Origin of the sequence: Chitinophaga parva (assembly GCF_003071345.1) — a bacterium.
GTDB classification, from domain to species: domain Bacteria; phylum Bacteroidota; class Bacteroidia; order Chitinophagales; family Chitinophagaceae; genus Chitinophaga; species Chitinophaga parva.
The window spans coordinates 493649-516859 of record NZ_QCYK01000003.1 but is presented as its reverse complement, the minus strand read 5'-3'; the positions used below and the strand labels follow the sequence as shown (position 1 = coordinate 516859).

18 protein-coding genes are annotated in these 23211 nt (G+C 50.0%); 2 read left to right on the top strand and 16 right to left on the bottom strand.

The genetic code is table 11. The annotated features are described in order from the left end of the window. Positions 1-56: 56 nt before the first annotated feature. Positions 57-1199 (bottom strand): lactonase family protein, encoded by a 1143-nt coding sequence (locus DCC81_RS21350; RefSeq protein WP_108689274.1) that lies wholly within the window; start codon positions 1197-1199, stop codon positions 57-59. Between the two features lie 103 nt (positions 1200-1302). Between DCC81_RS21350 and DCC81_RS21345 the strand changes: the two genes are divergently transcribed. Further along, positions 1303-2241: an alpha/beta fold hydrolase gene (locus tag DCC81_RS21345; RefSeq protein WP_108688707.1), complete on the top strand. Its 939-nt coding sequence runs from the start codon at positions 1303-1305 to the stop codon at positions 2239-2241. On the opposite strand, the gene DCC81_RS21340 is transcribed toward DCC81_RS21345, so the two are convergent. The 14 genes from DCC81_RS21340 to DCC81_RS21275 form a co-directional block, all read right to left on the bottom strand. Further along, a complete protein-coding gene (locus DCC81_RS21340; RefSeq protein ID WP_108688706.1) occupies positions 2213-3823 on the bottom strand; it encodes a S1C family serine protease in 1611 nt (536 codons plus the stop codon). The two genes, DCC81_RS21345 and DCC81_RS21340, sit on opposite strands and share 29 nt — an antisense overlap. 282 nt (positions 3824-4105) lie before the next feature. After that, positions 4106-4369 (bottom strand): hypothetical protein, encoded by a 264-nt coding sequence (locus DCC81_RS21335; RefSeq protein ID WP_108688705.1) that lies wholly within the window; start codon positions 4367-4369, stop codon positions 4106-4108. A gap of 75 nt (positions 4370-4444) precedes the next feature. Next, positions 4445-5056 carry a hypothetical protein gene (locus DCC81_RS21330; protein ID WP_108688704.1) on the bottom strand — a complete coding sequence of 204 codons (612 nt, stop codon included), beginning with the start codon at positions 5054-5056 and terminating at the stop codon, positions 4445-4447. Between the two features lie 26 nt (positions 5057-5082). Further along, complete coding sequence (locus tag DCC81_RS21325; RefSeq protein WP_133177759.1) at positions 5083-5352, bottom strand: hypothetical protein; 270 nt, start codon at positions 5350-5352, stop codon at positions 5083-5085. A gap of 2 nt (positions 5353-5354) precedes the next feature. After that, positions 5355-5801: a hypothetical protein gene (locus DCC81_RS21320; RefSeq protein WP_108688702.1), complete on the bottom strand. Its 447-nt coding sequence runs from the start codon at positions 5799-5801 to the stop codon at positions 5355-5357. 282 nt (positions 5802-6083) lie between these two features. Beyond that, positions 6084-6533: a DUF4265 domain-containing protein gene (locus DCC81_RS21315; protein WP_108688701.1), complete on the bottom strand. Its 450-nt coding sequence runs from the start codon at positions 6531-6533 to the stop codon at positions 6084-6086. 39 nt (positions 6534-6572) lie between these two features. Beyond that, on the bottom strand, positions 6573-10811 hold the full coding sequence (locus tag DCC81_RS21310) for a DUF6443 domain-containing protein (RefSeq protein ID WP_108688700.1): 4239 nt from the start codon (positions 10809-10811) through the stop codon (positions 6573-6575). 20 nt (positions 10812-10831) lie between these two features. Further along, on the bottom strand, positions 10832-14392 hold the full coding sequence (locus DCC81_RS21305) for an RHS repeat domain-containing protein (RefSeq protein ID WP_133177758.1): 3561 nt from the start codon (positions 14390-14392) through the stop codon (positions 10832-10834). Between the two features lie 49 nt (positions 14393-14441). Beyond that, positions 14442-15839 carry a coiled-coil domain-containing protein gene (locus DCC81_RS21300; RefSeq protein ID WP_133177757.1) on the bottom strand — a complete coding sequence of 466 codons (1398 nt, stop codon included), beginning with the start codon at positions 15837-15839 and terminating at the stop codon, positions 14442-14444. A 316-nt stretch (positions 15840-16155) separates the two neighbouring features. Then, on the bottom strand, positions 16156-16905 hold the full coding sequence (locus tag DCC81_RS21295; protein ID WP_108688697.1) for a hypothetical protein: 750 nt from the start codon (positions 16903-16905) through the stop codon (positions 16156-16158). 73 nt (positions 16906-16978) lie between these two features. Continuing rightward, positions 16979-17668 carry a hypothetical protein gene (locus tag DCC81_RS21290; protein ID WP_108688696.1) on the bottom strand — a complete coding sequence of 230 codons (690 nt, stop codon included), beginning with the start codon at positions 17666-17668 and terminating at the stop codon, positions 16979-16981. Positions 17669-17795: 127 nt separating this feature from the next. Further along, entirely contained in the window at positions 17796-18494 is a 699-nt protein-coding gene (locus tag DCC81_RS21285; protein WP_108688695.1) for a LytR/AlgR family response regulator transcription factor, read from the bottom strand. Further along, positions 18481-19509: a sensor histidine kinase gene (locus DCC81_RS21280; protein ID WP_165806684.1), complete on the bottom strand. Its 1029-nt coding sequence runs from the start codon at positions 19507-19509 to the stop codon at positions 18481-18483. The genes DCC81_RS21285 and DCC81_RS21280 overlap by 14 nt, the downstream gene beginning before the upstream one ends. A gap of 24 nt (positions 19510-19533) precedes the next feature. Beyond that, positions 19534-20706, bottom strand: a complete 1173-nt coding sequence (locus DCC81_RS21275; RefSeq protein WP_108688693.1) for an acyltransferase family protein — start codon at positions 20704-20706, stop codon at positions 19534-19536. Between the two features lie 122 nt (positions 20707-20828). Here DCC81_RS21275 and DCC81_RS21270 point away from each other — a divergent pair, with 122 nt between their 5' ends. Beyond that, on the top strand, positions 20829-21677 hold the full coding sequence (locus DCC81_RS21270) for an NAD(P)-dependent oxidoreductase (RefSeq protein WP_108688692.1): 849 nt from the start codon (positions 20829-20831) through the stop codon (positions 21675-21677). A gap of 3 nt (positions 21678-21680) precedes the next feature. On the opposite strand, the gene DCC81_RS21265 is transcribed toward DCC81_RS21270, so the two are convergent. Further along, positions 21681-23207 carry a SulP family inorganic anion transporter gene (locus tag DCC81_RS21265; RefSeq protein WP_108688691.1) on the bottom strand — a complete coding sequence of 509 codons (1527 nt, stop codon included), beginning with the start codon at positions 23205-23207 and terminating at the stop codon, positions 21681-21683. Positions 23208-23211: the final 4 nt, after the last annotated feature.

Sequence of the window (23211 nt, the reverse complement as noted above, 5' to 3'; positions counted from 1 at the left end):
AATCCCGCTCCAGGAAAGAGAGCGGGATTTTTTATATGGGTTAGTAAGCGATGTCCTTATCTGATCCATTGCACGCAAACGGGGCTACCCACTTTAATGCGTTTACCCGTGTCCGTTAGCGCACCGGTTTGTTTGTTCACTTTGAAGATCACCACGTCATTGCTGGCCTGGTGGGCCACCAGCAGGAAGTTACCGCTGGGGTCAAAGTTGAAGTTGCGGGGCATGATGCCCTTCGTAGGCTCAAAACCAATGCTGGTAAGCTTTCCGGTGGCTGCATCGCGCTTAAAAATGGCGATGGAGTTGGCATCGCCGCGGTTAGACGCATACAGGAATCTGCCATCCGGGGAAAGGTGAATATCTGCCGAGCCCTTCTCTCCTTTAAAATCTGCCGGGTGGCTGGAAATGGTTTGTATTTCCCTGAACTGGCCATTGTTGTACTGGAATACGATCACCTTGCCGCCCATTTCCGTCATCAGGTAGGCAAATTTGGTGCTTTTGTCAAACACCAGGTGGCGGGGGCCTGCGCCCGGCTCCACGCTTACAAAAGGTGGCTTGGCAGCAGTAAGTTTGCCGGTGGCGTCATTGAAGTGGTACACCATGATCTTGTCTGTGCCCAGGTCATTGACGAACATGAATTTATTGTCCGGTGAAAAGATGGTCGCATGCGCGTGTGCCTTTTCCTGGCGGTCTTTATTAGGGCCGGTGCCTTCATCAGCCAGTTTTTCTACCGGCGCACCAATGTGTCCATTGCTTACAGGATACACCGCGTAGGTACCACTGCTGTAATTAGCTACGGCAATGAACTTGCCGTTGTGTGTTGTGGCTACATAGCAAGGCGATTCACCTTCGGAAGGCAGTTTGTTGATCTCTTTGAGCGTGCCGCTGGCATGGTCAAAGGAAAAGGATGTAACGGAGCCGGGGCCCTTGTCTTCATTTACTGCGTATACATAATGCTGATCCGGGGAAATGCTTACGAAAGACGGGTTGGAAGTTTCCGCATGACTTACTTCCGTAGCATCACCGGTCTGGGTGTTGAATTTGTAGACGTAGATGCCCTTGCTGTTGCCGTTCGTGTAAGTGCCCAGGATGAGGTAAGGCTCGCTGGCATTGGGTTTGGGAGCGGTTTGCGCGGAAAGGCTGTTAAAAGGCAGCAGTCCCAGCGCCGCTATGCCGGCTATCTTTGATGCGTGTTTTTTCATGCGTGGAAATTTTCTGCTTTGAAAAATAAGGAAGTTTTCCGGAATCTCATGCATTTATATAATTTGCATTTACAAAGCCCATTCTAAAACACCCTCTCCTTTCATGAAGTACTTATTGACCCTCCTCCTGCTCTTTCCCGCAGCATGGCTGCCCGCGCAATCCATTTACAGCAAAGCCTTTGGCCAACCCGGTAACCCGGCGCTGATCTTTATCCACGGAGGTCCTGGCAGCAGTGCCATGGCCTTTGAGCTTACTACCGCGCAAAGACTGGCCGACAGCGGCTTTTACGTGATTGCCTACGACCGCCGCGGGGAAGGCCGTTCCGCGGCAGACAGTGCGCAGTATAATTTCACACAAACCTTTGCAGACCTGGAGAACCTGTACCACCAGTATCACCTGCAAAAGGCCACCTTACTGGCTATGAGCTTTGGCGGTATTGTGGCCACCCGGTTTGCCGTGCAGCATCCCGACCAGGTGCAGCGCCTGGTGCTGATCAGCGCCCTGCTCAACCTCCAGGAAACCTATCAAACCATCCTGCGGAGCAGCCGTGCCCATTACATGGCCACGCACGATACCGCCCGCCTGCATGCGCTGGACACGGTTGAAAGGCTGGATCCCTATTCCATGGCCTTTCGCAAGGCCTGCTTCCGCAATGCATCGCAGAACGGCTACTTTGCCACGCCGCAGCCCACTGCACAGGCCCGCGCCCTGTACCGGCAGCTGGACAGCAACGCCACCTACCAGCGCATTTCCGGCACCCAGAACGACCGGGCCATCAACACTTTTTTTGAAACGGAACATTATACGCATATCAACATCCTGCCGGACCTGCGGCGCTTAACTGCCGCCGGCATGCCGTTGTATGCCCTGTATGGAAAAGATGACGGATTGTACTCCCCGGCGCAGGTGGCCGCGGTAGCAAAAATTGCCGGCAAAGGCCACCTCCAATACCTGGAACATGCCTCGCATACCTTGTTCATTGACCGGCAGGATGCGTTTGTACCTGCACTCGTTACCTGGTTACAGCCGCATCACCAATAAAAGTATAGATCACACTGGCCGGCATGACCAGCACACTGGCCCGGCTATGCCTTGCGATGTTGATACCGCAGAAAACGCCATCCGGCCCAAACACCGGCCCACCACAGTTTTCCGGCGTTACCACCGCATCGTGGGAGAATACTTTATCCTTAAACCCGTCCCGGATCTTACTGAAGCCACCGGCCACATGTTCCGACGCATGGTTGGGCACATCAAACGTGCGCACCGCCAGGACTACGCTCGTAGCAAAACTGCTGTCGCCGCGCTGCAACACAAAGTGTACGGTATCCCCCGGCCAGCAGCCCATGAGCTGGCTGCCAAAATCCATAGCTTCCTTCACCGGGGCACCGTTGATCTCGCGCAGCACGTCACCTGCCCGTAGGCCGGCCTTGTCCGCCACGGAGCCGGGCTTCACCATCGTAAACTTTAACGGCAGGTTCCGTCCGCACATGGCACCCAGGCTGCCGGCGCTGAAGAATTTGAACACTTCGTAAGGTGCAGCGCCCATAATGCTTTGCAGGGGCTTACCGTCTGCAACGGGCGTCCACAGGAAAGTGCCCGGTTCCGGCAGGGCGGCCGTTGGCAGCAAGGGCAGCCCGCCTTCCTGCGTTCCTGTTGCTTCCAACAGTACCAGGTCATTTGCCTTATCCCTGCGTATAACGTGCACGGGCATACGCTTTTTACCTTTTAACAACCACACGGTATCTCCTACCTGCGAGCTTTTGCTGACGATAAGCCGCCCGCCAAATAAGGTGCCTGCAGCGCGCCCGGACTTGTTGCTGTAAAGGCTTACCAGCGCACGGGGCAAAGCCGGGGCACTGGCTTTCAGGGAGGTAAAATACCGGATGCTGTCTGCTTTGTCCTCTGCCGGCACAGCATCCATAGTGGTGGGATATGCGCGGTACGTGGTATCGTGCTGTAATGCTGTCCAGTAGCGGCGGTACAGGTCTACCGGCACTTCAAAGTTGTGTGCTTCTATGGTATCTACAGCGCTATGCAGGCCTATCACGCGCCCCATCAGGTCAAACAAAGGGCCGCCGGAATCACCGGGCTCCATGATGCAGGTGGAGACCATAAACCCCTTTTCGTTCTGTAATGCGCCGATGCGGCCAAAACGCAACGTGGGCAAAGGATTGAACAGGCTTTCAGGGCAGGCAATGCTGATGCAGGGTTCTCCTGTTTTTACTGCGTCTGTGCGCCCCATTGCGGCAAACGGGTACTGCCCCGCGGGCAGGATGCGCATGGTGGCCACATCCGGCGCAATATGGTCCAGCGCTATTTGCGCGCAGCCTTTTGCATTTACGCTGGTGCCATTGGGGAAATTTACTTTGTAAATGTGTCCCGGCTCACACACGTGGGCAGCGGTGAGGATGAAGCCATCCGCGGTGACCACTACGCCACTGAACGGAGCGCCCGTTTGCATGTTGGTAACGGAATCGTACGGGAAGATGCGCACGCTGGCAGCGTAAGCGCGTTGTACGGCATTGTGTACGGCGGTTTGTAAGGTAGGCGCCTGTGCATGGGCGTAGCCGCATAAAAAGGCCATCGCCAGGGTGAGCGAAGCCGGTTTTTTAATGGTCATCTGATTGGTTTATGGGGTAAAGATAGTTAGTGGGGGTGAGATTTTCAATTATGGGTGGGTAATGCGGTGTTAGGGCTTACTAGCGGTTATTCAATACGGTCTTGAAAGCGGTCAAAATTGTTCCCAATTTAAATAAGTTCCATAGTTTTAAAAAAATCATCCCTAACCGAGTATTGATCCAGTCATCATCACTTGTTTCATAAAAACCACAAAAAAATGACGCCATAAAACACCGAAGCCGTAGACAAACATCTGCAGCTTCAATGTTTTTGCCGTGCAACTTTAATTATAACCTAAAGGGAACCATACCCCTCTCTGATTTGGGGAATTTATATTAGGTAGAACATGATTCTGATCTAATTCTTGCAAATCAATATTCTCGGCCACTTTCTTAATTTCGGGTAGACTTTTATTAATAAAAACCTTTTCCTTTAGAATATTGATTACATCTTCATATCCATATCCTGTAACCCCACATCCCATTAAAAGACCACTAGGCACTTTATCATAATTAGTAAAATCAAATTCAAACCAATACCTCATCATAATATTGTCTTTAAATAACTATTGCTATCAATTGTTTTGTTTTAAAATAACTGTCGGTTTCCCTCCTGGTTCAAATTATGACTGAAGAAGTTGGTTAAAATGAAGAGCTATGTTTTTAAACCTACTAGCCTTTCCATTGTAACGATCTTCAAATTCTTCTACAAATTCTAATTCATCAATAAACTGAATCCTTTTTCCCTCTCCTAAAACACCGTCAAGTGCAATTTCTGCTGCCATTATTTTATCATTATCGGAAAGCTGATCCGATTGAATGAATTTAATTATGACACCATATAATCCATCTTCATATTTAAGCAATACATATTCCCAACGAGAGGCATCGATTTCAATTGTATTTCCGCTCTCGGTTTCAAAATCAAAAATCATCTCCCATTGTTTAGGCTGCTTTGCAAAGTAATACTCCCAACCGTTACACTTCGGGGCCATAGAAATAATTTCCTTTGTATAGGGCAGCAATTCCAAATTGCCATTTGGCGATATCGTCAGCGCATTTTCCATTGTCTTACCGGGGCCGATCTCCCAAGTGAAACCTCCTAGTCTTTGAACCCACACATCAAGTTCGTTGATTAAGTATGCGTTGTCAAATGACTGTCCAAAGTTTTGGCAATTTGCGGAAAACCACTCCCAAAATTCGTTTACTGTATTGATATTCAATTTTTTTGACATCACATTACAATGATTTGGCTGCTTCACTATGAGCGAGGAGATGAAGGTAAAACTTCGTCGACAGTCGTTCCACCGAAGCATCTTATTCTTAACTTCCCATTTAATATCTCCATCGTATCGTAAGTATCAGGTAAGCCTAATTTTCTTACGATGAGGTTACCTAAATCATTATTATAATAAATTGTTGTGAAATTATTAACAATAAAATTAATAAGCCCTAGCCGCAAAGCTGCAATCAGGAAGAATAATGTAAAAATGTAAATGAGTGCTAACAATATACTCTCCCCTTTCTTCATATTCATTCATTATTTAATCGCGCCAAATTCCAAGGACGTATTCCTGCAATCGGAAACGTTAATGCACAAATGTAAACGAGTGCTCTTAAATCACTCATTTCATTTTCGGAGATTAAAAGTAAAAATAAATCCCAGTGCTTGCTACGCGTCACTGCCTCTTCGAAGAGAGATTTGATTTGAGCCAACTTGCCTGTAACTTCTGCCTGAAAGACATCAGTTGCTAACACTTTCTCTAATTTTTCTCTCTCTTCTATACTCTCATCTTCATAATCATCAATATTCACGCCGGCTACATTATTTATAAGATCAAAAAAACCTCCGTCCAGCAATTCTCTAAGTTCTGTTTCATTTAATGTCATTTCTATTAATTGCTCTGGTGTAGCCGTGTCATGATCCAAAGCGATTTGAGCTTTTTTATCTTTAGGCACAACTATTGTTTTACGTTCCATTAGTTATCAGTATTATTAAAATGAGTAGCTTGATTACATTCTGATTGACTTTTACCGATTGCTCTTCCGTCTACAACTTTGTTGTTGGAAGCATTTCCATTAAGATCCAGGTACGTCTCTCTAGCAACATTTATCACCTAGCGGAACGCCGGTTATTAATGCCCATTCCTCTATATGCTGTAGAGGAAATTTTTCTCGCAATAATTTCGAAAGTCAACCAGAACATATTACCAACCACCACAGATCATCCGTTTTTCATTGGTTCATAACTTTTATTATTTGTCAATCTCTAGCATGTGCTAAACAAGATTCCTGAAACGTAAACCTTCCATTATCTTCTCCAAATCTCAAATATTCCCAAATCGGTCTATATTCTTGATCTTTTTCCACATTAATCGCTATGAGGTTTTTGACTTCTAACTCTTCTGTTTCAAGTTTAAACTTTTCATGCAATTCTTCTATCACTACCTGGTATTCTTTCTTATCGAATACAAGGACTCTAATTGTAGAATTTCCAGATTCCTCTACCAAATGGTCAAAGTAGTATTTACCATCCGTATCATCATACTCAGCAGCGAAGGTATCACCGTATGAAATATTCTTAGCGATAAAGGGTATGTTATCCAAAATATAGTATTCTCCACTTTTTTGGCACCACATACTTTCTGTGGTCGTTTCGCCAGCTTCTTCATCTGTAAATTGCACAAAGAATATTCTTTGTCTTTCCATCATAAAACATTCAGTTAAAAGTTTATAAAAATTCGGAGCGTATTAAAGCATTTTATCGCTCTTCCTAACATTGCAGGTCGGGCACAGCACCTGGCCATTTGCGGGGGTACCGCTCCCTCCTTTCGCCTTAGGCACAATATGATCAACTTGAGCGGCATCCTTAGGTGTAGGTACGCCTTTTTTGCTCTGTGGAGAATCTTTAAGTGGCGTTTGACAATTTTCACAAGCTAATGTCCCTGCATTTTTTTCTTTGTTAACATCCTTTACCGCCTCCTTTCCAGCCTTTGTAAAATCTTGACCTGATCTGTCCTTTTGACTAAGCTTTTCCGCCTTCTGCTGCGCAGGAGTGATATTAACTCTTCCAGTTTGGTTCAGCAAATTCATTGCTGACTTCCCTATTACAACCAACCCATGTGCTGCAACAGCGACTCCCCCTGCCATTGCTGGCAAGGACGCAGGTGAAGCGGCACCTCCTGACACAATCGTGGCTCCTCCACCAGCTACCACGATTCCAGCACCAGCCGTTATTTCTGCGTCACCGATAGCCACTCCGGCAACGTCTGCCGCGTCCAATCCCGTATTCCACCCCCTTGCACTCGCTTCATCATGAATATAACGGGCGCCGTAATCTGATCTTAAATTTGTCCCCAACAAATTATCTGTGGTTCCGACCACCGCCCCATTTACCGCCTGCCTTGTAAAGTTAAACGTATTTACTGCTGCGCTCCAAACTTTACTAAGCACTCCATCGCCGGGAGCATCGCCACCAAAATCATTGTACCGAATGGGATTATCGTAGTTCGATGCATATGGAGACCAAGCCTCCATATCTTCATCTATTTTCGGATCAATCTGCCACCATCTTCCCGTCTGTGGATCTAAATCCCGGTAAGAAGCTTCATAGGCATTCAATCCCATGGAGGTATCCAGTTCTATCCCATTATACTTCAGCCGGTTCTCGGGATAGTTAGAGCCCTTTAACGCATTCGAACTAATCCCCGCCATTGTCAACCCAAACGGATAATAATGCGTCTCCTCCAATAAAGGCCCCGTTTTGTGCACAACAGCCAGGTTATTAAAATCCACCTCCTGTGCACTCTCATTGGAAACGTAAATATAAGCAAACCCCGATTTCGATGCTACAACCGGCCCGCTTCCCAACTGAATCGCTTCATCCGGCGTAGCGGGTACTTGTTTTACCCCACTGGCCTCCTTTTGCAGTGTCATCTGGTCATCAAACAACACATAATTAAGATAGGCCTTGGGCTTGCCATCCCAATCCGGATCACTCTTCACCAAGTCATTGTAAGTACTGGAATCCAGCACCATGCCTCCTGGCAGACTGCCTGTGCTTTCCGTATGTACCCCTGCATTTGACACGTCACTACTCAATGCCTGTACCAGTGCTGACACCATCTGGGCGCCAAAATTGCGCCGCGTTACCGCATCCCCACCAGATTTGTAAAACGCAGAAACCCCCACCTGGATGGTATCTCCCGCCATCACCCGCAGTACCAGCGCCGGCCCGATCTTTCTGCCGGTGGCAGCATTGAGCGCCGCCACACTATTATCAGGGCTTGTGAGCTGGTCTGACTTAAAACCCGAGGGAGCGGAAGTCCTTGTGGCATCCACGTTGGAAAACAGCGCATTTTCCGTCGTCGCATTAGGCGTCTCCATTGTAGCCACATAGCTGGCTGTATCACTTTCTTCCGTCAAAACCTGCCGCGTGCTGCCCAGGTGGTCTTTGACAAAATAATCGTACACATATTTCACCGGAACGCCAGCATAGATTTTAGCCCGCACCCGTCCAGCCGGGTGTTGTATAAACTGAAGGCTGTCATTCTGGAATACCATGCCCCCTAAATAATCCGTGACAGTTGTCCTTACTGGAGTTGAGGTGCTATCCACCACCGTTTTCCGAAGTTTTTGCCCACTGGCATCATACAGGAATTTAATAACCCCTTTCCCTTTTATATTCACCTGCTCCGGCAGGTTGAGGAAGTTGTAGGAAATGGCTGTTATGCCCTTGTTACCATCTGTTATTAAATTACCATTCTGGTCATAGGCATAATCTGCTGTATCAAGCGCATTGAGGGATTTATTCTGTGCAGTTTCCTTAAAATCACCCAGAACGCTGGCCGGATCATTGGCATTATCCGTTACATATTTCAACTTATTACTGGAGGGCAAATATTTGTAAACAAGAGAGTCAATGGTCGCAGATTGTGTCCCCCTTAGCCCCCTTTGTTTCATGCTCAAAATGTTGCCATTAGCGTCATAGGTAAGGCCGCTTACAGAAAAATCCATTGCCGTTTGCACCCAAACACCGGTAGCCTGTTGCGTATAATCAGCTTTAGCTAATCTACCGCTGGTATCATAGCCAAACCCATATGCTCTTACTACGCCATCATTGAAACCCCTCCAGATGGCGCCTGCTATATTGCCATTGAATTGGGATTGGCTAAATCCCCTGTCATAGCGAAGTATCTCGCCAAAGTGCGTCTTGGGGTTACTAACCCCATTAATATAGTCTTTATTAATGCTACTCAGCCATCCTTGAATATTATACTCAAATGCCTGGGTTTCCAGGTTACCCAATGCGGTCGTCTTTACCCGGCCAAGTTCATCATAGCTGTTTGTCGTGACAAGTCTCCTCGTAGTGGGATCATCGTTAATGATGTTGGAAACCGAATCCACCAGGCCAGCGGCATTGTAATGCGTCATGGAGAGTACCTTCAGGTCTGGTGTAAGCGTGGCCGATGGGTTAGTCTGATGCATGTATGTACTGAGCAACCTGCCGGAAAAATCGTATAAGTTACTAGCCGTAATAACACCGCCCTTTGCATTATCACTTACGGTTTGCAGCACCCTACCTTTGTTGTCGTAATAAATGCTGGTCATCAACCACTGGCTTGTACCCAGTACCAGTTCTTTCCTACCTGTGGACAGTCCTTTGGTCATCGTGCTTACCGCCGACGCAGGTTCTGCGTACACATTCCCATTTGCTTGTGGCTTGCTGAGTTCTGCGGTTACTGCTGCCTTGGCTCCTGTGTAGGAGTAGTTATCATAGTAAGTATAGGTAAGCGGTGTTAGCGAAGCTGCCGGAATGGTTGGATTAAGTGTTCCGGAGCTTGTCAATTGGCTTTGTAAAGTGGCTTGGGTTTCTGTTCCGGCGTACAACGCGGTCTCCACCGGCCTGTTTAATGCATCATAATAGGTAATCATCCATTTACCCTGGGCCCTTAGATTTCCATCCCGGCTGTACACGAGGCGGTCCCTTACATCATAAACCATTTCCACGATGGCAGCACCAGGTACCTTTTTAACGGTCACGCGGTCACGGCCATCATACGTATATCGGAAGCACAGTTCATCGTACGCAGCCTGGGTAATTACCCAGTTGCCACGGATGGCTTCCACCGCTTGGGGCGGTATTACGCAACGGAGGTTACCTACATCGTCATACACATAGTAGGTGCAAAGCCAGCCGGCATGTCCGCCGGTGATGGCGGTAAGCGATACTTTCTTCAGGATTACCCGGTCCTGTTTATCTTTAAATGTTTCCACCCGGTGCCCCTGTTCATCGATCACCAGGCTGCGGGCCAATTGCCCGGCAGTATAGGCACTGGTACTTGTGGGAATGCTTCCGCTCGTTGGTACAGCCCATATGCGCACGCTATCCCCCAAAGCGTTTACCAGGTATTGTTGCTGTACCGGTCGGTTACCCCCTTCGGCCGCCCAGTTGGCACCCGGGCTATATGTTTTCAGTACCCTGTTCAGCGGTGAATTTTCATACTGTACCTGGCCATAATAAATGCTGTCAATAGCTACGCCTGGATTCAGGGATTCATTCCTGTAGAACGTTGCCTGCCCGGCAAAGGGAGCGGGCTTAAAATTACCATCTGACGTTCCGGTAGCTATATAGGGAAGGTATGTATATTGCTGGCGACCAAACACATCATACACCAGCGGGGACACCACGTCATATCCGGCGGGGCTGAGGGCTTTGCCGACAGTTTGCAAGGGGCGTCCCAGTCCATCCAGGTATTGGGAGGTCTGTGCCACTTGCTGCACCGTGTTACCTGGTGCAAATACAGCAGTCGTGTCAGTGGTCCCGAACCGCGGGAGGTAAGTGCGGACATAGTTTACATTGACGCTGTTATATGCCGCAGGCTGGGTCACCGGATGTGCGTTCACTGGCTGGGGATTGGCCTGTGGCACATTCTGAGCCATCGCTACATGGCAGGTAAACAACAGTATTGTGAGGGAAAAAAGACGCATAAATAATGGATTGAAGGAACTTACAATGAAACTGGTTGGTCAGCATATTTATAGGTGAACACTTTTAGAATGTTCCTTTGTGCATCCCTCACTACCCGCAGCCGGTTCATCCCATCATATTCATAGTAGGTTACCTGGTTTTTAGGATCGCAAACCGATGATATGCCAACAGCCGGCTGGTAGGTATAGGTCTGCATAGCCGCATCGGCCGGATAGAGGCGCAGCTCATCTATCATACCGGTGCCAATGAGAGACACACTGGTCACCCCTGTTACCCGGTGCTCGTAATATGTCCAGCCATTTACGGTAGTACCTTTTACCGGGTAGCCGGTCACCGTACCTGCAATGGTGAAGGGACTTGCATTCCTGGTAAAGTAAGACACGATATAGGTTTTGGCTGTGGTGAGCCCTGCTTTGCTGATGTTGCTGGCCAGGGAATAACTTTTACTACCGGTGAGGGCTGTAGTAATGCTGTCACGGGCCGAGGAGCTAATGGTCCAGTACCCTGTTCCATCTGCTTCAAAACTGGTGTATGCCACATCTATGCTATCAGCGTTCTTTACTTCGGCTGCAAGGTAGTTCAGGTTATAATCCCAGATGTAGGTAGTCCTTGCATCACCGGTGCCGATTTGTTTAGTAAGCCTTGTTGGATGAGCAGCCGCGTATGTCATAGTGGATCTAAGCGTATAATCAGGAGGCACTAACGTAGCCGGGTCATGCGCAATGGAATCCTTTAACGTATTGCTTTCATACTGGTACACATTGGCGGGCTGGCCGTAGTTATTATAGGCAATAACACGCCCATCGGCAAGCTTGCTATTAACGGTTACCTGTTGTTTTACAGGTATATCGACCATATTGTTCTGTACCATCCAGGGCAGGTTGGCGCCGGCTGCTGCGGCGTAATCGGCGGCATACCAGCTTTTGGTACTAACGGTTTGTGACAGGCTGTTGGTAGTGATCTGTTCTGCCAAGGTGTAGCCATGTTGCGGGTTGTAACGGTTCACCGTTTTGGTAGCCATTGTGCTGTTCTCGTAACTGGTAATGATCGTTGAATCCAGCAGGTAGCGCTCCGAGAAAATGCTATAGGGGGTTACGCCGAATGCATTAATGCCCATATTGAGAAAATCGGCATTGCCGGGATAATCGCTCAATTTCAATCCATGGGTCTTAAAATAATAGCTGTATGGATTATAGAAGTACTGTTCTCTTCGCAAGAGTCTATATGTTGCCGGGCCGGTTTTAACATACATATCTTTTTTTTCCAGCGTTCCGTTACGCCAGTCGCGGGAAGTATTGGTAGGGAATGGATAAATCTCAGCGGCCAGATTTTGAACATCATACAGGTCTATGGAATACGTATATTCTGTTTTTGATGCAGCAACCGTGTCATCCGCCATGTATTCTGTAACATTTTCATACCGGATAATTTTGCCATCTGCTCCGCTAAGCGGTACTGCACTACCGGAAGTCATCCGCAATACTGCCCCCTGGCTACCGGCCGATGAAGTATTGCTGCCGCAATAGGTTTTAAAGGCATGTACAGGAAGGTTCAATAATTGACCACTGCTGGTGGTGGAATCATTAAAGTAATTATATTTCAATACTTTGGACAGTATTTTTCCATTCGCATCACCGTTGACAATTTTTTCAACCCGCAAACCGCCTACAATATAGTTCCTGGTATCACCGGGCGGATTTTCCGTCCAGGTCATCTGTACACTAAAATCAGGATCCGGGTTATTTACATCTGCATTGGGGTTTAATGTACACGTCACCTTATATTTTCCCGGCGTCGTCAACGAATAAGTGGCGGACTTTACCCAAACGTTAAATGTGGGATCCGTGATGCCTGTAATCACTATTTTAACGGGGCAGTTAAAAACAGTATAATTGGTGCATCCCGTAAGTGCCACTGCAACACTACCTATCAGCCCCGGTCCGATCGTAACAGAATCGACGTACAAATTGGGATTACCGGGTTGTTGGTAGGAGGCATCCTTGTAGAAAAAGTAGAAGCCGTGATACGCTGCTGCTGAGGGACTTATCTGATAGCCTGCCTGGGTGCCGCTGATATTATTCCTGTTGGAAATATTAGACCCATAAGTATACTCCGTATAGCCACCGGTTGGATAATAGATCTTTGACAGGGAAAAAGCCTTTGCATAATTAATATCTACTGTACGATCTCCCCCATTGGGGAAATCGGAATATCCCTGGGCCAGGTCAACCGTAGATGGTTTAGGTGTAAGAAAGCTATTGGTCTTACCATTGTAAAAGCCCCAATAGTCCTGGGAATTAGACAGCCTGCTCGGAAGCGGGTGCGTGGTGTCATAAACAAATTGATAAGGAGGTAAACTTATATTATTAGCCCCAAATTGTGTCAATGACCGGAGAAACAGGCGTTTCGTTGCGGCGGTTGCTTCCCCTCCACCCTGGAATGGAATGGATATAAGCGGTGAACTATAGTAGCCGGTATTAAATTTGACTCCCTCTATTAACTGGCTCTTTTTATTCCTAACGACAATGCTGTCAAGTGCACGTTCATCGCCAACCATATCCTGGCGGGCTGCGGTTGACGGGACAAAATACACATCTTCCATCTCTGTACTGATCCGGCTTAACCTGGACTTTGTCAACCGCTGCTCGTAGATGGAAGAATAAGTAACCCTGTTACTAACAGTTGTGCAGCCAGACAACCCGATAAGATCTGTTACCTCTCCACCCATACCAAAATCAACGGCAGAAAAAGTACTATAGTAAAAATCGATGTGTTCCAACCCCGGGCTCACTATGTTCATTAATTGCCAGGTTGTGATGTGAGGAGGGGTAGTTGTCTTGTTAGGTGACAGGGAGTAGCCTCCCTGGGACGACTTGGTGCTGGAATAATCGCTATTGTAACGATCATATCCACTACGGCCATCCGTTGATGTACCAAAATAAGCCTTAACACCATCAGGCAAGGTGAGCACCCACCCGGTTACCGTGCTGTCAGCAGCCTTGGTAGCTTTGATCCTTACATTAGTAACCGGTGTTTGTACAAAACCTGCACTATCCTGATCGTAATAAAAAGTGCCGGAATAGCCCATCACACTATAGTTATACATATCCGGCTCTACATCCAACGTTCCGTTATGCGCCTGGTTAAAGATTAAATTAAAGTAATCATTACTCTGTGGAGACAAACCTTCCAGGTACGACACCTTGTACGGTGTGTTCATATATCCCTGTACGGCCAGGTCGTCCGGCAGCCCGCGTACAACACGGGTAATGCTGCCCCCTGTACCAAGCGACCATCCCAATCCAACCCAGGAAGGGACTTCGGGCACCCGGATGCCACCGGTGTTAAAACTCAGTGTTAACGGCAAACTGAGATCCCCCTGCGTAAGCGTGTGCAGCGGGATACTTACCTCAGCAGCTCCCGTCGCATACCCCACCGGCATATCGAGGTACTTTCCAACGGCCGCTGCTTCCGGGGTAGGCGGTATCACGTTGCTCATGTTGGTGGGACTAAGATTCTGTTCTTTTGAGGAAAGTGCAAATAGCAACGCAATGGCTATTCCTATAATTCTTCTGTGCATAGGTATACTAAAAGGTGATCGTTACGGGTTTATATGGTAAGGATAAAAACTAAAAATTATATCCCATTCTCAGTAACAGCGGCTGGGTCGTGGGGCTGTGGCTTGCCCACAGGAAATCATACAGCAGCATGACATTGGTTTTTAACTTGCTGTTAAGCTGGATCTTTTTGCTGATACCCAACAAGGCACTGCCGATCCATTGATTAAGACTGTAGAGGTTACTTAGGCTGGCAAAGGGTATCGTGTAATTCTCTTCAAATCCGCCATTTGCATACAATGATTGTTTAATCCGCCATTCCAGGAAACTTCGCACTCCCATCCCCTGGCTGGTGAATTGCACGTGGTTGTAGGTACCCATCCCTAATTTATAGGATGCCCCCATCCCAACGCTGCCATTCTTAGAGAATTTATAGGCTACCTGTCCGGCTATATCTGCCGTAGTAGGAAAGAACCTGCTCGATTTTTCAAATTGTGTATTAGCGCCAAACTCCAATCGCTGGCGCAGGCTCTTTGTCTTAAGCTCCTTAGGCTTGAAATCCGGCATCTCCCCGGCACTATTTAAACCTGCATATTTGTCCCTTAGAGTTTGCAGCTGACCACGGGCAGCATCCATTTGCCCGGTTACGGCACTTGCATCGGCCCCTGCCAGCCGTTGCTGGATGACCTGCCCCACCGCATTGCGGGTCTGCAGCCCCGCTAAACTTTGTGAGCCTGCCGCACCCTGTAAGTTGAACAACGCGGCTAGCTGGGAATGCTGCGCCATAAAATTCCGGTAGGCCGGTAGCTGCTGTAATGCGACCAGGGCCTTGGCTTCGGCCCTTTTCCGGTCGTGCAGCAGTTCCTTATATTCGTTTAATTGCTGGGAATAATAATAAGCCTGTTGATTTAATGCTTTAAGCTCCTGGCCAAGGGCACTATAAGAGGCCAACTGCTCATTGAGCGTTGCCTTCTGCGCCTGCAGGAACGCTCTTACCTGGTCGGCAGACTGGAACCTTTCTTCCAGGGCATTTACCGCCTCGCTTGTGCTTTCCAGCCCACCCGCGCTACCAACGGCGCCCAACGCTTTGTTTTCTTTTAGAAAAGCCAACGTACCCGCAAGGCTGTCAATTGTTTCATTATGTACCTTAAGACCACCTCCAAGCGGTAATTTATGCTGAAGCTTTGCCTTCAGCTGGCGGAGAGAATCTACCGGTGCCTGGAAAACTCGCGCGGCGGCTTCCGGATCTTTCCGGGCAAGCAGGTTTTGCATCCGCTGCTCCCGTTCCAGCAGGGCGCTGACCGCAAGCATCGACTGGCGATCCAGGTTCCTGGCCACCTTATTCGCCTTTTGCGTGACTTGCGTATAGTACCGGGCCGGCACTACTCCTGTTAATTTGGGTTGTGTGATTACCGTATCGCACGGTTGCTTAGCCAGTGCAAGCAATAGCATAAAGGATCGTACAAACATGACTACAATAAAAACATTTGGACTTAACTAAATGAGCATTAAAAAGGGATAACTGTGAAGCTACATCCAAAATACACGAACAGGTATGCAGGGCATTATTGGGGTAAGGTTCAAACTTTCAGAAAAACTAACTGTCCGTTAGCTGACAACCGGGAAAACGAAAACAGTAAAAATTTACAGGAGCACAAAGTGCGAAAATTCAGGAAATAAAAAAATTTTTATTTTTAGCCGGGCCCTGGAAAGCCCGGCTCACGGGCACCCGTCGCCGAACTCCAGGGCTTCACAGACCAATAACCCGCCGGAACAGATGGCCTCATCACCGGCCCATCAACGATGGATAACTCGATGTCATTGGCCCTCCCAGCCCAATAGTAATCCCCACCGTAAACATAATCCGCCCGCAATCCGGCACCCCATGCACCACCTGGCCATGGAACTGCGTATGCGACGATCCATCTGAATCGTCATACACTTTTTCATCATAGCCGTACTCCCACCGGATGTTACCGGGGCGGTAATTGAGTGTGGCAAATACACCCACATGGGCCATGTCATAACCGCGTTTTGTAAATGTGGAGATAACATGCCGGGTAGTAAGGCCCAGCAAAAAGGCGGAGCCCTTCAGGTAGTTGGTAGCCCCGGAAGTGGCATCCACGGGCGAAAAGCCGGGAGGCACCGCGTTGTCAACATCCACGCGCAGCTTAGCCCCGGAGAGCTCCAGCAGGGAAGTATAATGACCGCGCTGGTATACCTGGCGGCCCACCAGGAAATTGGAGAGGATCATTTGCTGATTGCCGGTCACCTGCACCCCCACATCCGTTTTATTGACCTGGAGAATGAACAGGCCGGCCAGTTGCGCGGGATATTGCACCTTGGTGCTCCCATGCGCCGTGGCCCAGAGGTCCAGCCGGTCCGTGTTAAGCACACTTCCCGCTGTACCAAAATCCAGCATGAAGCCACGTGTCCACGTACGGCGCGGATGCGGCCGGGGCGCATCTACCACATCCTGTGCCTGCGTGAGTAGCGGCAGCAGGAAAAGGCATAGGGAAAATATCTTCTTACACATATGTCAACTTATCTTGGATAGTTTTTACAGCATAAAGATACGTTGCGGCCCGCACCTGTAAAAGCCCCCGTCTTTACCGCGAAAAGCTGTAGCCGATCACAATGCCGGCATTAAAAAAGTAACGGCCCACAGGTGGTATACCATACACCGTATGCCCGTGAAACTCGCCCGTGTATGTACCCTGGCCATCATAATAATCCGGATCGTTATAACCGTATTTCCAGCGGTTGCCGCCCACGCGCATGTTTGCCGAAAGCAGGAGGCCCAGTTGCAGGGCATCACCGCTCTTTCCAATGGAGAAAGTACGCAGGTAATTACGGAAGGTGATGCCAGTGGTGAAAAATTCGTTTTTCAGGTAATAGCCGTCATCATATGGGTTACTGCCATCAAAACTAAGATGCTTGTATTTAGAGCCCAGCACACCCAGTGTTATACCGGCATAACCATTCAGCCGGCCGGTGTTCCACAGGCGGTACATAGCGCCCATATCCACCAGGGTATTGTGTTTACGGCCATCCACATCCAGGCTGACAAGGAATTTGCCGGCCACCGCGGCGCTCAGGCCAAAGTTAACGGGCAGGCCATAACGGATGGAGGAATTGCCGCTTCCCAGCGCCCACAGGTCAAAGCCCTTGGTGTCGAGGGAGGTGGTGCCCACGCCACCGGTGATGATGCAGGTGATATTATTATCTGCTTGCTGAGCACGGGTTGCAAAAGGCAGCAACAGCAGGATGCTTACAGTAATTGGGACAAACCTTTTCATGGCTGGGGTATTTGTTAATCTAAAGTAAGCGTTTGTTGCATTGCTTACCGTTAACTGCTGTTAAATTGTGATTAGACTAAACACCCGGTTAAAAAACAAGTTGTACCGGCGGTTAAAAAACAATCAGTCACCGCACCAGCGCAGCCATCACCGCATCGCGGAAATTGCGGCTCACCGGCACTTCATGGCGCCCCACGTGGAGCAGATTGCCATCAATACGCTCCACCTTATCCAGTGCAGCTATGTACGACTTATGTGTTTGCAGGAAACGCCCGGATGGCAGGCGCTCATACATGGCCTTGAGTGTGGAGTGGGTCATGATCTTACGGTCCGGCAGGTAGATGTTCACGTAGTTCTCCACTCCTTCCAGGAAGAGCACCTGGTTAAAGAGGATCTTCTCCAGCTTGCCGTCCGCCTTTACAAACATGTAGTCCGCTCCCGGCGTGGCTTCCCTGCGGCTGGAAAAGAAATCGTGTGCCTTGTTGGCCGCGCGCAGGAAGCGTTCCAGGGAAATGGGCTTCACCAGGTAGTCCAGCACATCCAGCTCAAAGCCTTGCAGTGCATACTGTTCATACGCCGTGGTGAAGATCACCTTTGGTGGATCGCGCTGCGTGCGCAGGAATTCTATGCCGGTAATATGCGGCATCTGGATGTCCAGGAAAAGCAGGTCTACCGGCTGTTGTTGCAGCAGGCGGCCCAGTTGGAGGGCATCTTCGCACACGCCTCTGAGGTCGAGGAAATCTACTTTCTCAATATAGCCTTGCAAACCCTTGCGGGCAAAAGGCTCGTCGTCTGTAATAATACAACTGATCTTAGTAAGGGCCATCCGTTTGTAATTGAAGGGTAGCAATAAATTGACTGCCTTGCAAACCCGCGCTAAACGTATGTTTGCCGGGATACAACAATTCCAGCCGGCGGCGCAGGTTCTCCAGGCCAATGCCGCCGGGTGTCTTTACCGGCAGGCTTTCCGGCACATCATTCACCACCTGCAGGGTAAGCTGTTGCGGCCCGTCCTGGTGCAGGTTGATCTCCAGGCGGTAATGGCCGCCCACGTATTTAAACGCATTTTCTACCAGGGGTAATAACAGTAACGGGTACACGCGCTGCTCATTCAAAACAGGATCTATATTTACCCGCAGCTGCAACCGGCCGGTACTGCGGAGTTGCTGGAGGGAGATGTAATTTTCCAGGTAGCGGATCTCCTGCCCCACCGGCACGGGATGCTGCTGGTCGTACAACTGGTAGCGCAGCAAGGCGGAAAACTTTTCCAGCGTTTGTTTGGCTGCCTGCACATCTTCATCCATCTGGAAATACACGGTATTGATCGCATTGAATAAAAAGTGGGGATGATACTGCGCCCGCAGGAATTTCAGTTCTGTATCCAACTGCTGGTTGGTGATCTTTTCCAGTTGCACTTGTTTCTCCACGTAAGCTGCCAGGAAAGCCGCGCTACGCGCAATGCCATAGTAAATGACGGCAAAGAGCTGGCTCACTACGTTCACATCGGCAAAGTCGCCATAAGAAAGGCCATCATCTGTAACCGCCACCAACGGGGTTACCGTGACATTGACGATCACGAAATTGACGCCTACCAAAATGCAAAGCTCCCGCAGCACCTGCCATCCGTCCAGCGTGCGCCGCTGCTGGTCAATACGGCGCAACATCCACCGGAAACAAGCAATGGCAACATAACCCATCAGGACGCTCACACTCATTTCCAGGGCATTGAGCTTCCACGACCGGCGCCAGAACAACTGGTGGAATTCACTGTCATGCAGCACCCGGATGGTAAAGTAGATCAGCAATCCATACAATGCCGGGAAGATGAATCTTTTAAACACATGCATACTGTTAATTTACGCTTTTCAGGCAGAAATGGCGAGGCCCGGCAGCTTGTTTTCCAGCGGGGCCTTTTTTGTTTTTGGCAAAGGTTTCATGCCAAAGAGCAGTCGCATCACCCCAAAAGGACGGATAAACAGGTGGTAGATACCCATGGAAATAAACAGGGTAAATGCCACGGTGAACAGGTATTTGGAGAGCATTGTCTCATGCGGCAACTGCACGATCACAAACGTAAGCAGCACGATCACCGTTTGATGCAGGATATAAAAAGGATACACCGCCTGGTTCAGGTATTCCAGGGAAGGATGGTAGCGGTTCAGGTACCGCTTCCCATACCCTGCCAGCGCCATTACCCAGCCATATGCTACCAGCGGTTCCAGGCAGGGCCACCACGGGCTGGTATCCTGGTGGGTCCACCGCACCCAGTCCAGCACCAGCAGGGCGCTGAAACCTATGCCCAGGGCCGCACGCCGGTTGCGCTCCAGTGCATCCATCAGTTTGGGCTGGGCGATGCATACAAAGCCTGCCAGCACAAAAAATAACCAGTATACAAAGTAGCCGCCATCGTGCACCAGGTCATTGGTTTCATAATGCACCCTGGCCACGCCGGCAAACCATAACACGCCCGGCACCATGAGCAGCAGCACCCGTTTACCTTTGGCCAGCACCGCCAGCGCTTCGCGGAAACGCAGGCTGCGCGGGGATACCATCCAGGCAAATACCGGCGCGAACAACAGGTCGTACACCAGCAGGTAGCAGATAAACCAGAGATGATGCCAGCTGAAATTGCCGTTGGGATAAGGCACAAACTGCAGCACCCGCGTGGTGTAAAAAGCCCAGAAGCCGCCCTGGTAGCCTTGCGTTACCCTTTCGGCATAGATCTGCGGCGGCACAATGATGAACATTCCCACCACCAGGGGAATGAACAGGCGGCGTATGCGCAAGCCCATAAAAGCCCAGCCGGAGCGGCGCTGCATCATGTAATAACTTACGGTACCGGAAATAAAGAACAGCAGCGGCATGCGCACCAGATGGAAGAAGAACGCCACTTCCAGCATAAGATTACTGGTTTCTGCATTTTTGATATGCCAGGACCACTCTGCCACATAAGGCATGGAGGAGTGGAAAAGCAATACGCCGGCAATGGCGGCTATACGGAGCCAGTCGAGGTAACTTTGACGGAGGGTTGTTTCCATGGCGTTATATTTTTTTTCAAAGAAAGCACAAGCACATACCCTGGAGAAACAACTTTGACAACACGCAGCATTTCAGTGACCACCTGCAAATCCCTATCTTTATACCACCAAAACGATACATTATGATAGCATTCTTAGGCATGGGATTACTCGGCGCCAATTTTACCAAAGCGCTGCGCAGGAAAGGAGAACAGGTACAGGTTTGGAACCGCACCCACTCCAAGGCCAAAGCCCTGGAAGCAGATGGGGCCAAAGCATTTGAAAACGTGGCCGACGCCGTAAAAGGCGCCGCTGTGATCCACGTAACATTAAAGGACGATGTTACGGTAGACAGCGTACTGGCCGCCGCCAGCGCGGGTTTCCTGCCGGGCGCCATCATCGTGGACCATACCACCACCTCCGCCGCCGGCGCCATTGCCCGCACCCAGGCCTGGAAAGAAAAAGGCTTCACCTACCTCCATGCCCCCGTGTTCATGGGCCCATCCAATGCGCTGGACAGCACCGGCTTCATGCTGGTATCCGGCAACCAGGACGTGATAAAGAAGATGGAACCCGCCCTGGCCAAGATGACCGGCAAGGTGGTAAACTTTGGCCCGGAAGAAGGCAAGGCCGCAGCCATGAAACTGATCGGCAACCTGTTCCTCGTCACCTTCACCGCCGGCATCACTGACACGCTGGCCCTGGGCAAGGCCCTGCATGTAACACCGGAAGACATCCTCCGCCTCTTTGATAACTGGAACCCCGCCGGCATGCTGCCCGCCCGCCTGAAACGCATTGCCAGCGGCAACTACGACCAGCCTTCCTGGGAGCTGGACATGGCCCGCAAGGACACCGGCCTTTTCCTCCAGGCTGCAACAGATGCCGGTGTACAACTGAACGTGATCCCCGCCGTGGCTAAACTGATGGACCAGTTCATTGCCGATGGCAAGGGTGGAAAGGATTGGACCGTAATTGGCGAAGGGGCTTTGTAGCGTTTACTTCATTACCCTGTACTCGGGGTCTTCCACGATATTCACTTCAATTACTGCCGCCGCATTTTCCAGCAACTGGCGGCAATCTGCGCTCAGGTGGCGCAGGTGCAGGGTTTTACCGGCTGCTTTATAGCGGCCGGTGAGCTTGTGCAGCGCCTGTATGCCGGACATGTCTGCCACCCGGCTATCCCTAAAATCAACGTATACTTCTTCCGGGTCCTGCTCCACGTCAAACTGCTCCGCAAAGGCGGTGACCGAGCCAAAGAATAGCGGCCCATTCACGCTGTACAATTTCGTAGCGCCGTTCACGTGCGCAACAACGCGGATGTGCCGCGCGCTTTCCCAGGCAAAGACCAGGGCGGAAATGATCACACCGGTCAGCACGGCCAGGGCCAGGTTGTGCAGCAGTACCGTGATCACTGCTACGAGGATGCCTACAAAAATATCCTGCTTTGGCATTTTGTTGATAATGCGGAAACTCACCCATTCAAACGTGCCGATAGCCACCATGATCATAACCCCCGTGAGGGCCGCCATAGGCACACGTTCTATCACAGGCGCACCAAGTAGTACAATGGCCAGGATGGTAAGGGATGCAATAATACCGGACAGGCGCGCCCGCGCACCGGCGGAAAGATTCACCAGCGTTTGCGCGATCATGGGGCAGCCACCCATGCCGGTGAAGAAACCATTGAGTATATTGGCCGTACCCTGGGCAATGCATTCCCGGTTGCTGTTGCCCCTTGTGGCAGTCATTTCATCCACCAGGTTCAGGGTCAACAGGCCTTCTGTGAGCCCCACACAGGCCATTACCAAGGCATACGGTGCAATGGTGGTAAGGGTGCCCCAATGGAGCGGCACATGGGGAATATGGAAAGGCGGGAACCCACCGCTCACCGCTGCAATATCTTTCACCGTTTTAGTAGGAATGTGAAAGACCAGCACCAGCACAAACACCACGATGATAGCCACCAGCGACGGCGGCACGGCCCGTGTAAACCGGGGCAACAGCAACACAATGCCAATGGTGAGCGCTACCAGGCCTGCCATGATCCACAGCGGTGCACCGCTCAGCCACACCAGCTCCCCGTTGCTCATCACTTTAAATTGCTGTAACTGCGCCATGAAGATGATCACGGCCAGGCCATTCACAAAACCATACATCACCGGCTGCGGTACCAGCCGGATGAATTTGCCCAGCTTACAAATGCCGATGATCAGTTGTATCACGCCCGCCATGGCCACTGCGGCAAATACATAATCGATCCCGTGCGACTTCATGAGGGCAATGAGCACCACCACCGTAGCGCCGGCCCCACCGGACACCAGGCCCGGGCGGCCACCCAGCACGGAAGTAACCAGCCCCATAATGAAGGCTGCATACAGCCCCACCAGCGGCGGAAAACCCGCCAGTATCGCAAAACTGAGCGATTCCGGCATCATGGTCATGGCCACCGTGAAGCCGGCCAGTATTTCGTTTCTGTAATTTACTTTCCGGGAAAAATCGAATAGGCGCAGGTATGTTCTCATGCGC

Excerpts from the sequence above, each read along its gene's own strand:
- DCC81_RS21300 (WP_133177757.1), bottom strand. The coding sequence starts at position 15,839 with ATGTTTGTACGATCCTTTATGCTATTGCTTGCACTGGCTAAGCAACCG.
- DCC81_RS21325 (WP_133177759.1), bottom strand. The coding sequence starts at position 5,352 with ATGAAGAAAGGGGAGAGTATATTGTTAGCACTCATTTACATTTTTACA.
- DCC81_RS21290 (WP_108688696.1), bottom strand. The coding sequence starts at position 17,668 with ATGAAAAGGTTTGTCCCAATTACTGTAAGCATCCTGCTGTTGCTGCCT.
- DCC81_RS21335 (WP_108688705.1), bottom strand. The coding sequence starts at position 4,369 with ATGATGAGGTATTGGTTTGAATTTGATTTTACTAATTATGATAAAGTG.
- DCC81_RS21305 (WP_133177758.1), bottom strand. The coding sequence starts at position 14,392 with ATGCACAGAAGAATTATAGGAATAGCCATTGCGTTGCTATTTGCACTT.
- DCC81_RS21340 (WP_108688706.1), bottom strand. The coding sequence starts at position 3,823 with ATGACCATTAAAAAACCGGCTTCGCTCACCCTGGCGATGGCCTTTTTA.
- DCC81_RS21310 (WP_108688700.1), bottom strand. The coding sequence starts at position 10,811 with ATGCGTCTTTTTTCCCTCACAATACTGTTGTTTACCTGCCATGTAGCG.
- DCC81_RS21295 (WP_108688697.1), bottom strand. The coding sequence starts at position 16,905 with ATGTGTAAGAAGATATTTTCCCTATGCCTTTTCCTGCTGCCGCTACTC.
- DCC81_RS21270 (WP_108688692.1), top strand. The coding sequence starts at position 20,829 with ATGATAGCATTCTTAGGCATGGGATTACTCGGCGCCAATTTTACCAAA.
- DCC81_RS21350 (WP_108689274.1), bottom strand. The coding sequence starts at position 1,199 with ATGAAAAAACACGCATCAAAGATAGCCGGCATAGCGGCGCTGGGACTG.
- DCC81_RS21345 (WP_108688707.1), top strand. The coding sequence starts at position 1,303 with ATGAAGTACTTATTGACCCTCCTCCTGCTCTTTCCCGCAGCATGGCTG.
- DCC81_RS21285 (WP_108688695.1), bottom strand. The coding sequence starts at position 18,494 with ATGGCCCTTACTAAGATCAGTTGTATTATTACAGACGACGAGCCTTTT.
- DCC81_RS21320 (WP_108688702.1), bottom strand. The coding sequence starts at position 5,801 with ATGGAACGTAAAACAATAGTTGTGCCTAAAGATAAAAAAGCTCAAATC.
- DCC81_RS21315 (WP_108688701.1), bottom strand. The coding sequence starts at position 6,533 with ATGATGGAAAGACAAAGAATATTCTTTGTGCAATTTACAGATGAAGAA.
- DCC81_RS21330 (WP_108688704.1), bottom strand. The coding sequence starts at position 5,056 with ATGTCAAAAAAATTGAATATCAATACAGTAAACGAATTTTGGGAGTGG.
- DCC81_RS21265 (WP_108688691.1), bottom strand. The coding sequence starts at position 23,207 with ATGAGAACATACCTGCGCCTATTCGATTTTTCCCGGAAAGTAAATTAC.
- DCC81_RS21275 (WP_108688693.1), bottom strand. The coding sequence starts at position 20,706 with ATGGAAACAACCCTCCGTCAAAGTTACCTCGACTGGCTCCGTATAGCC.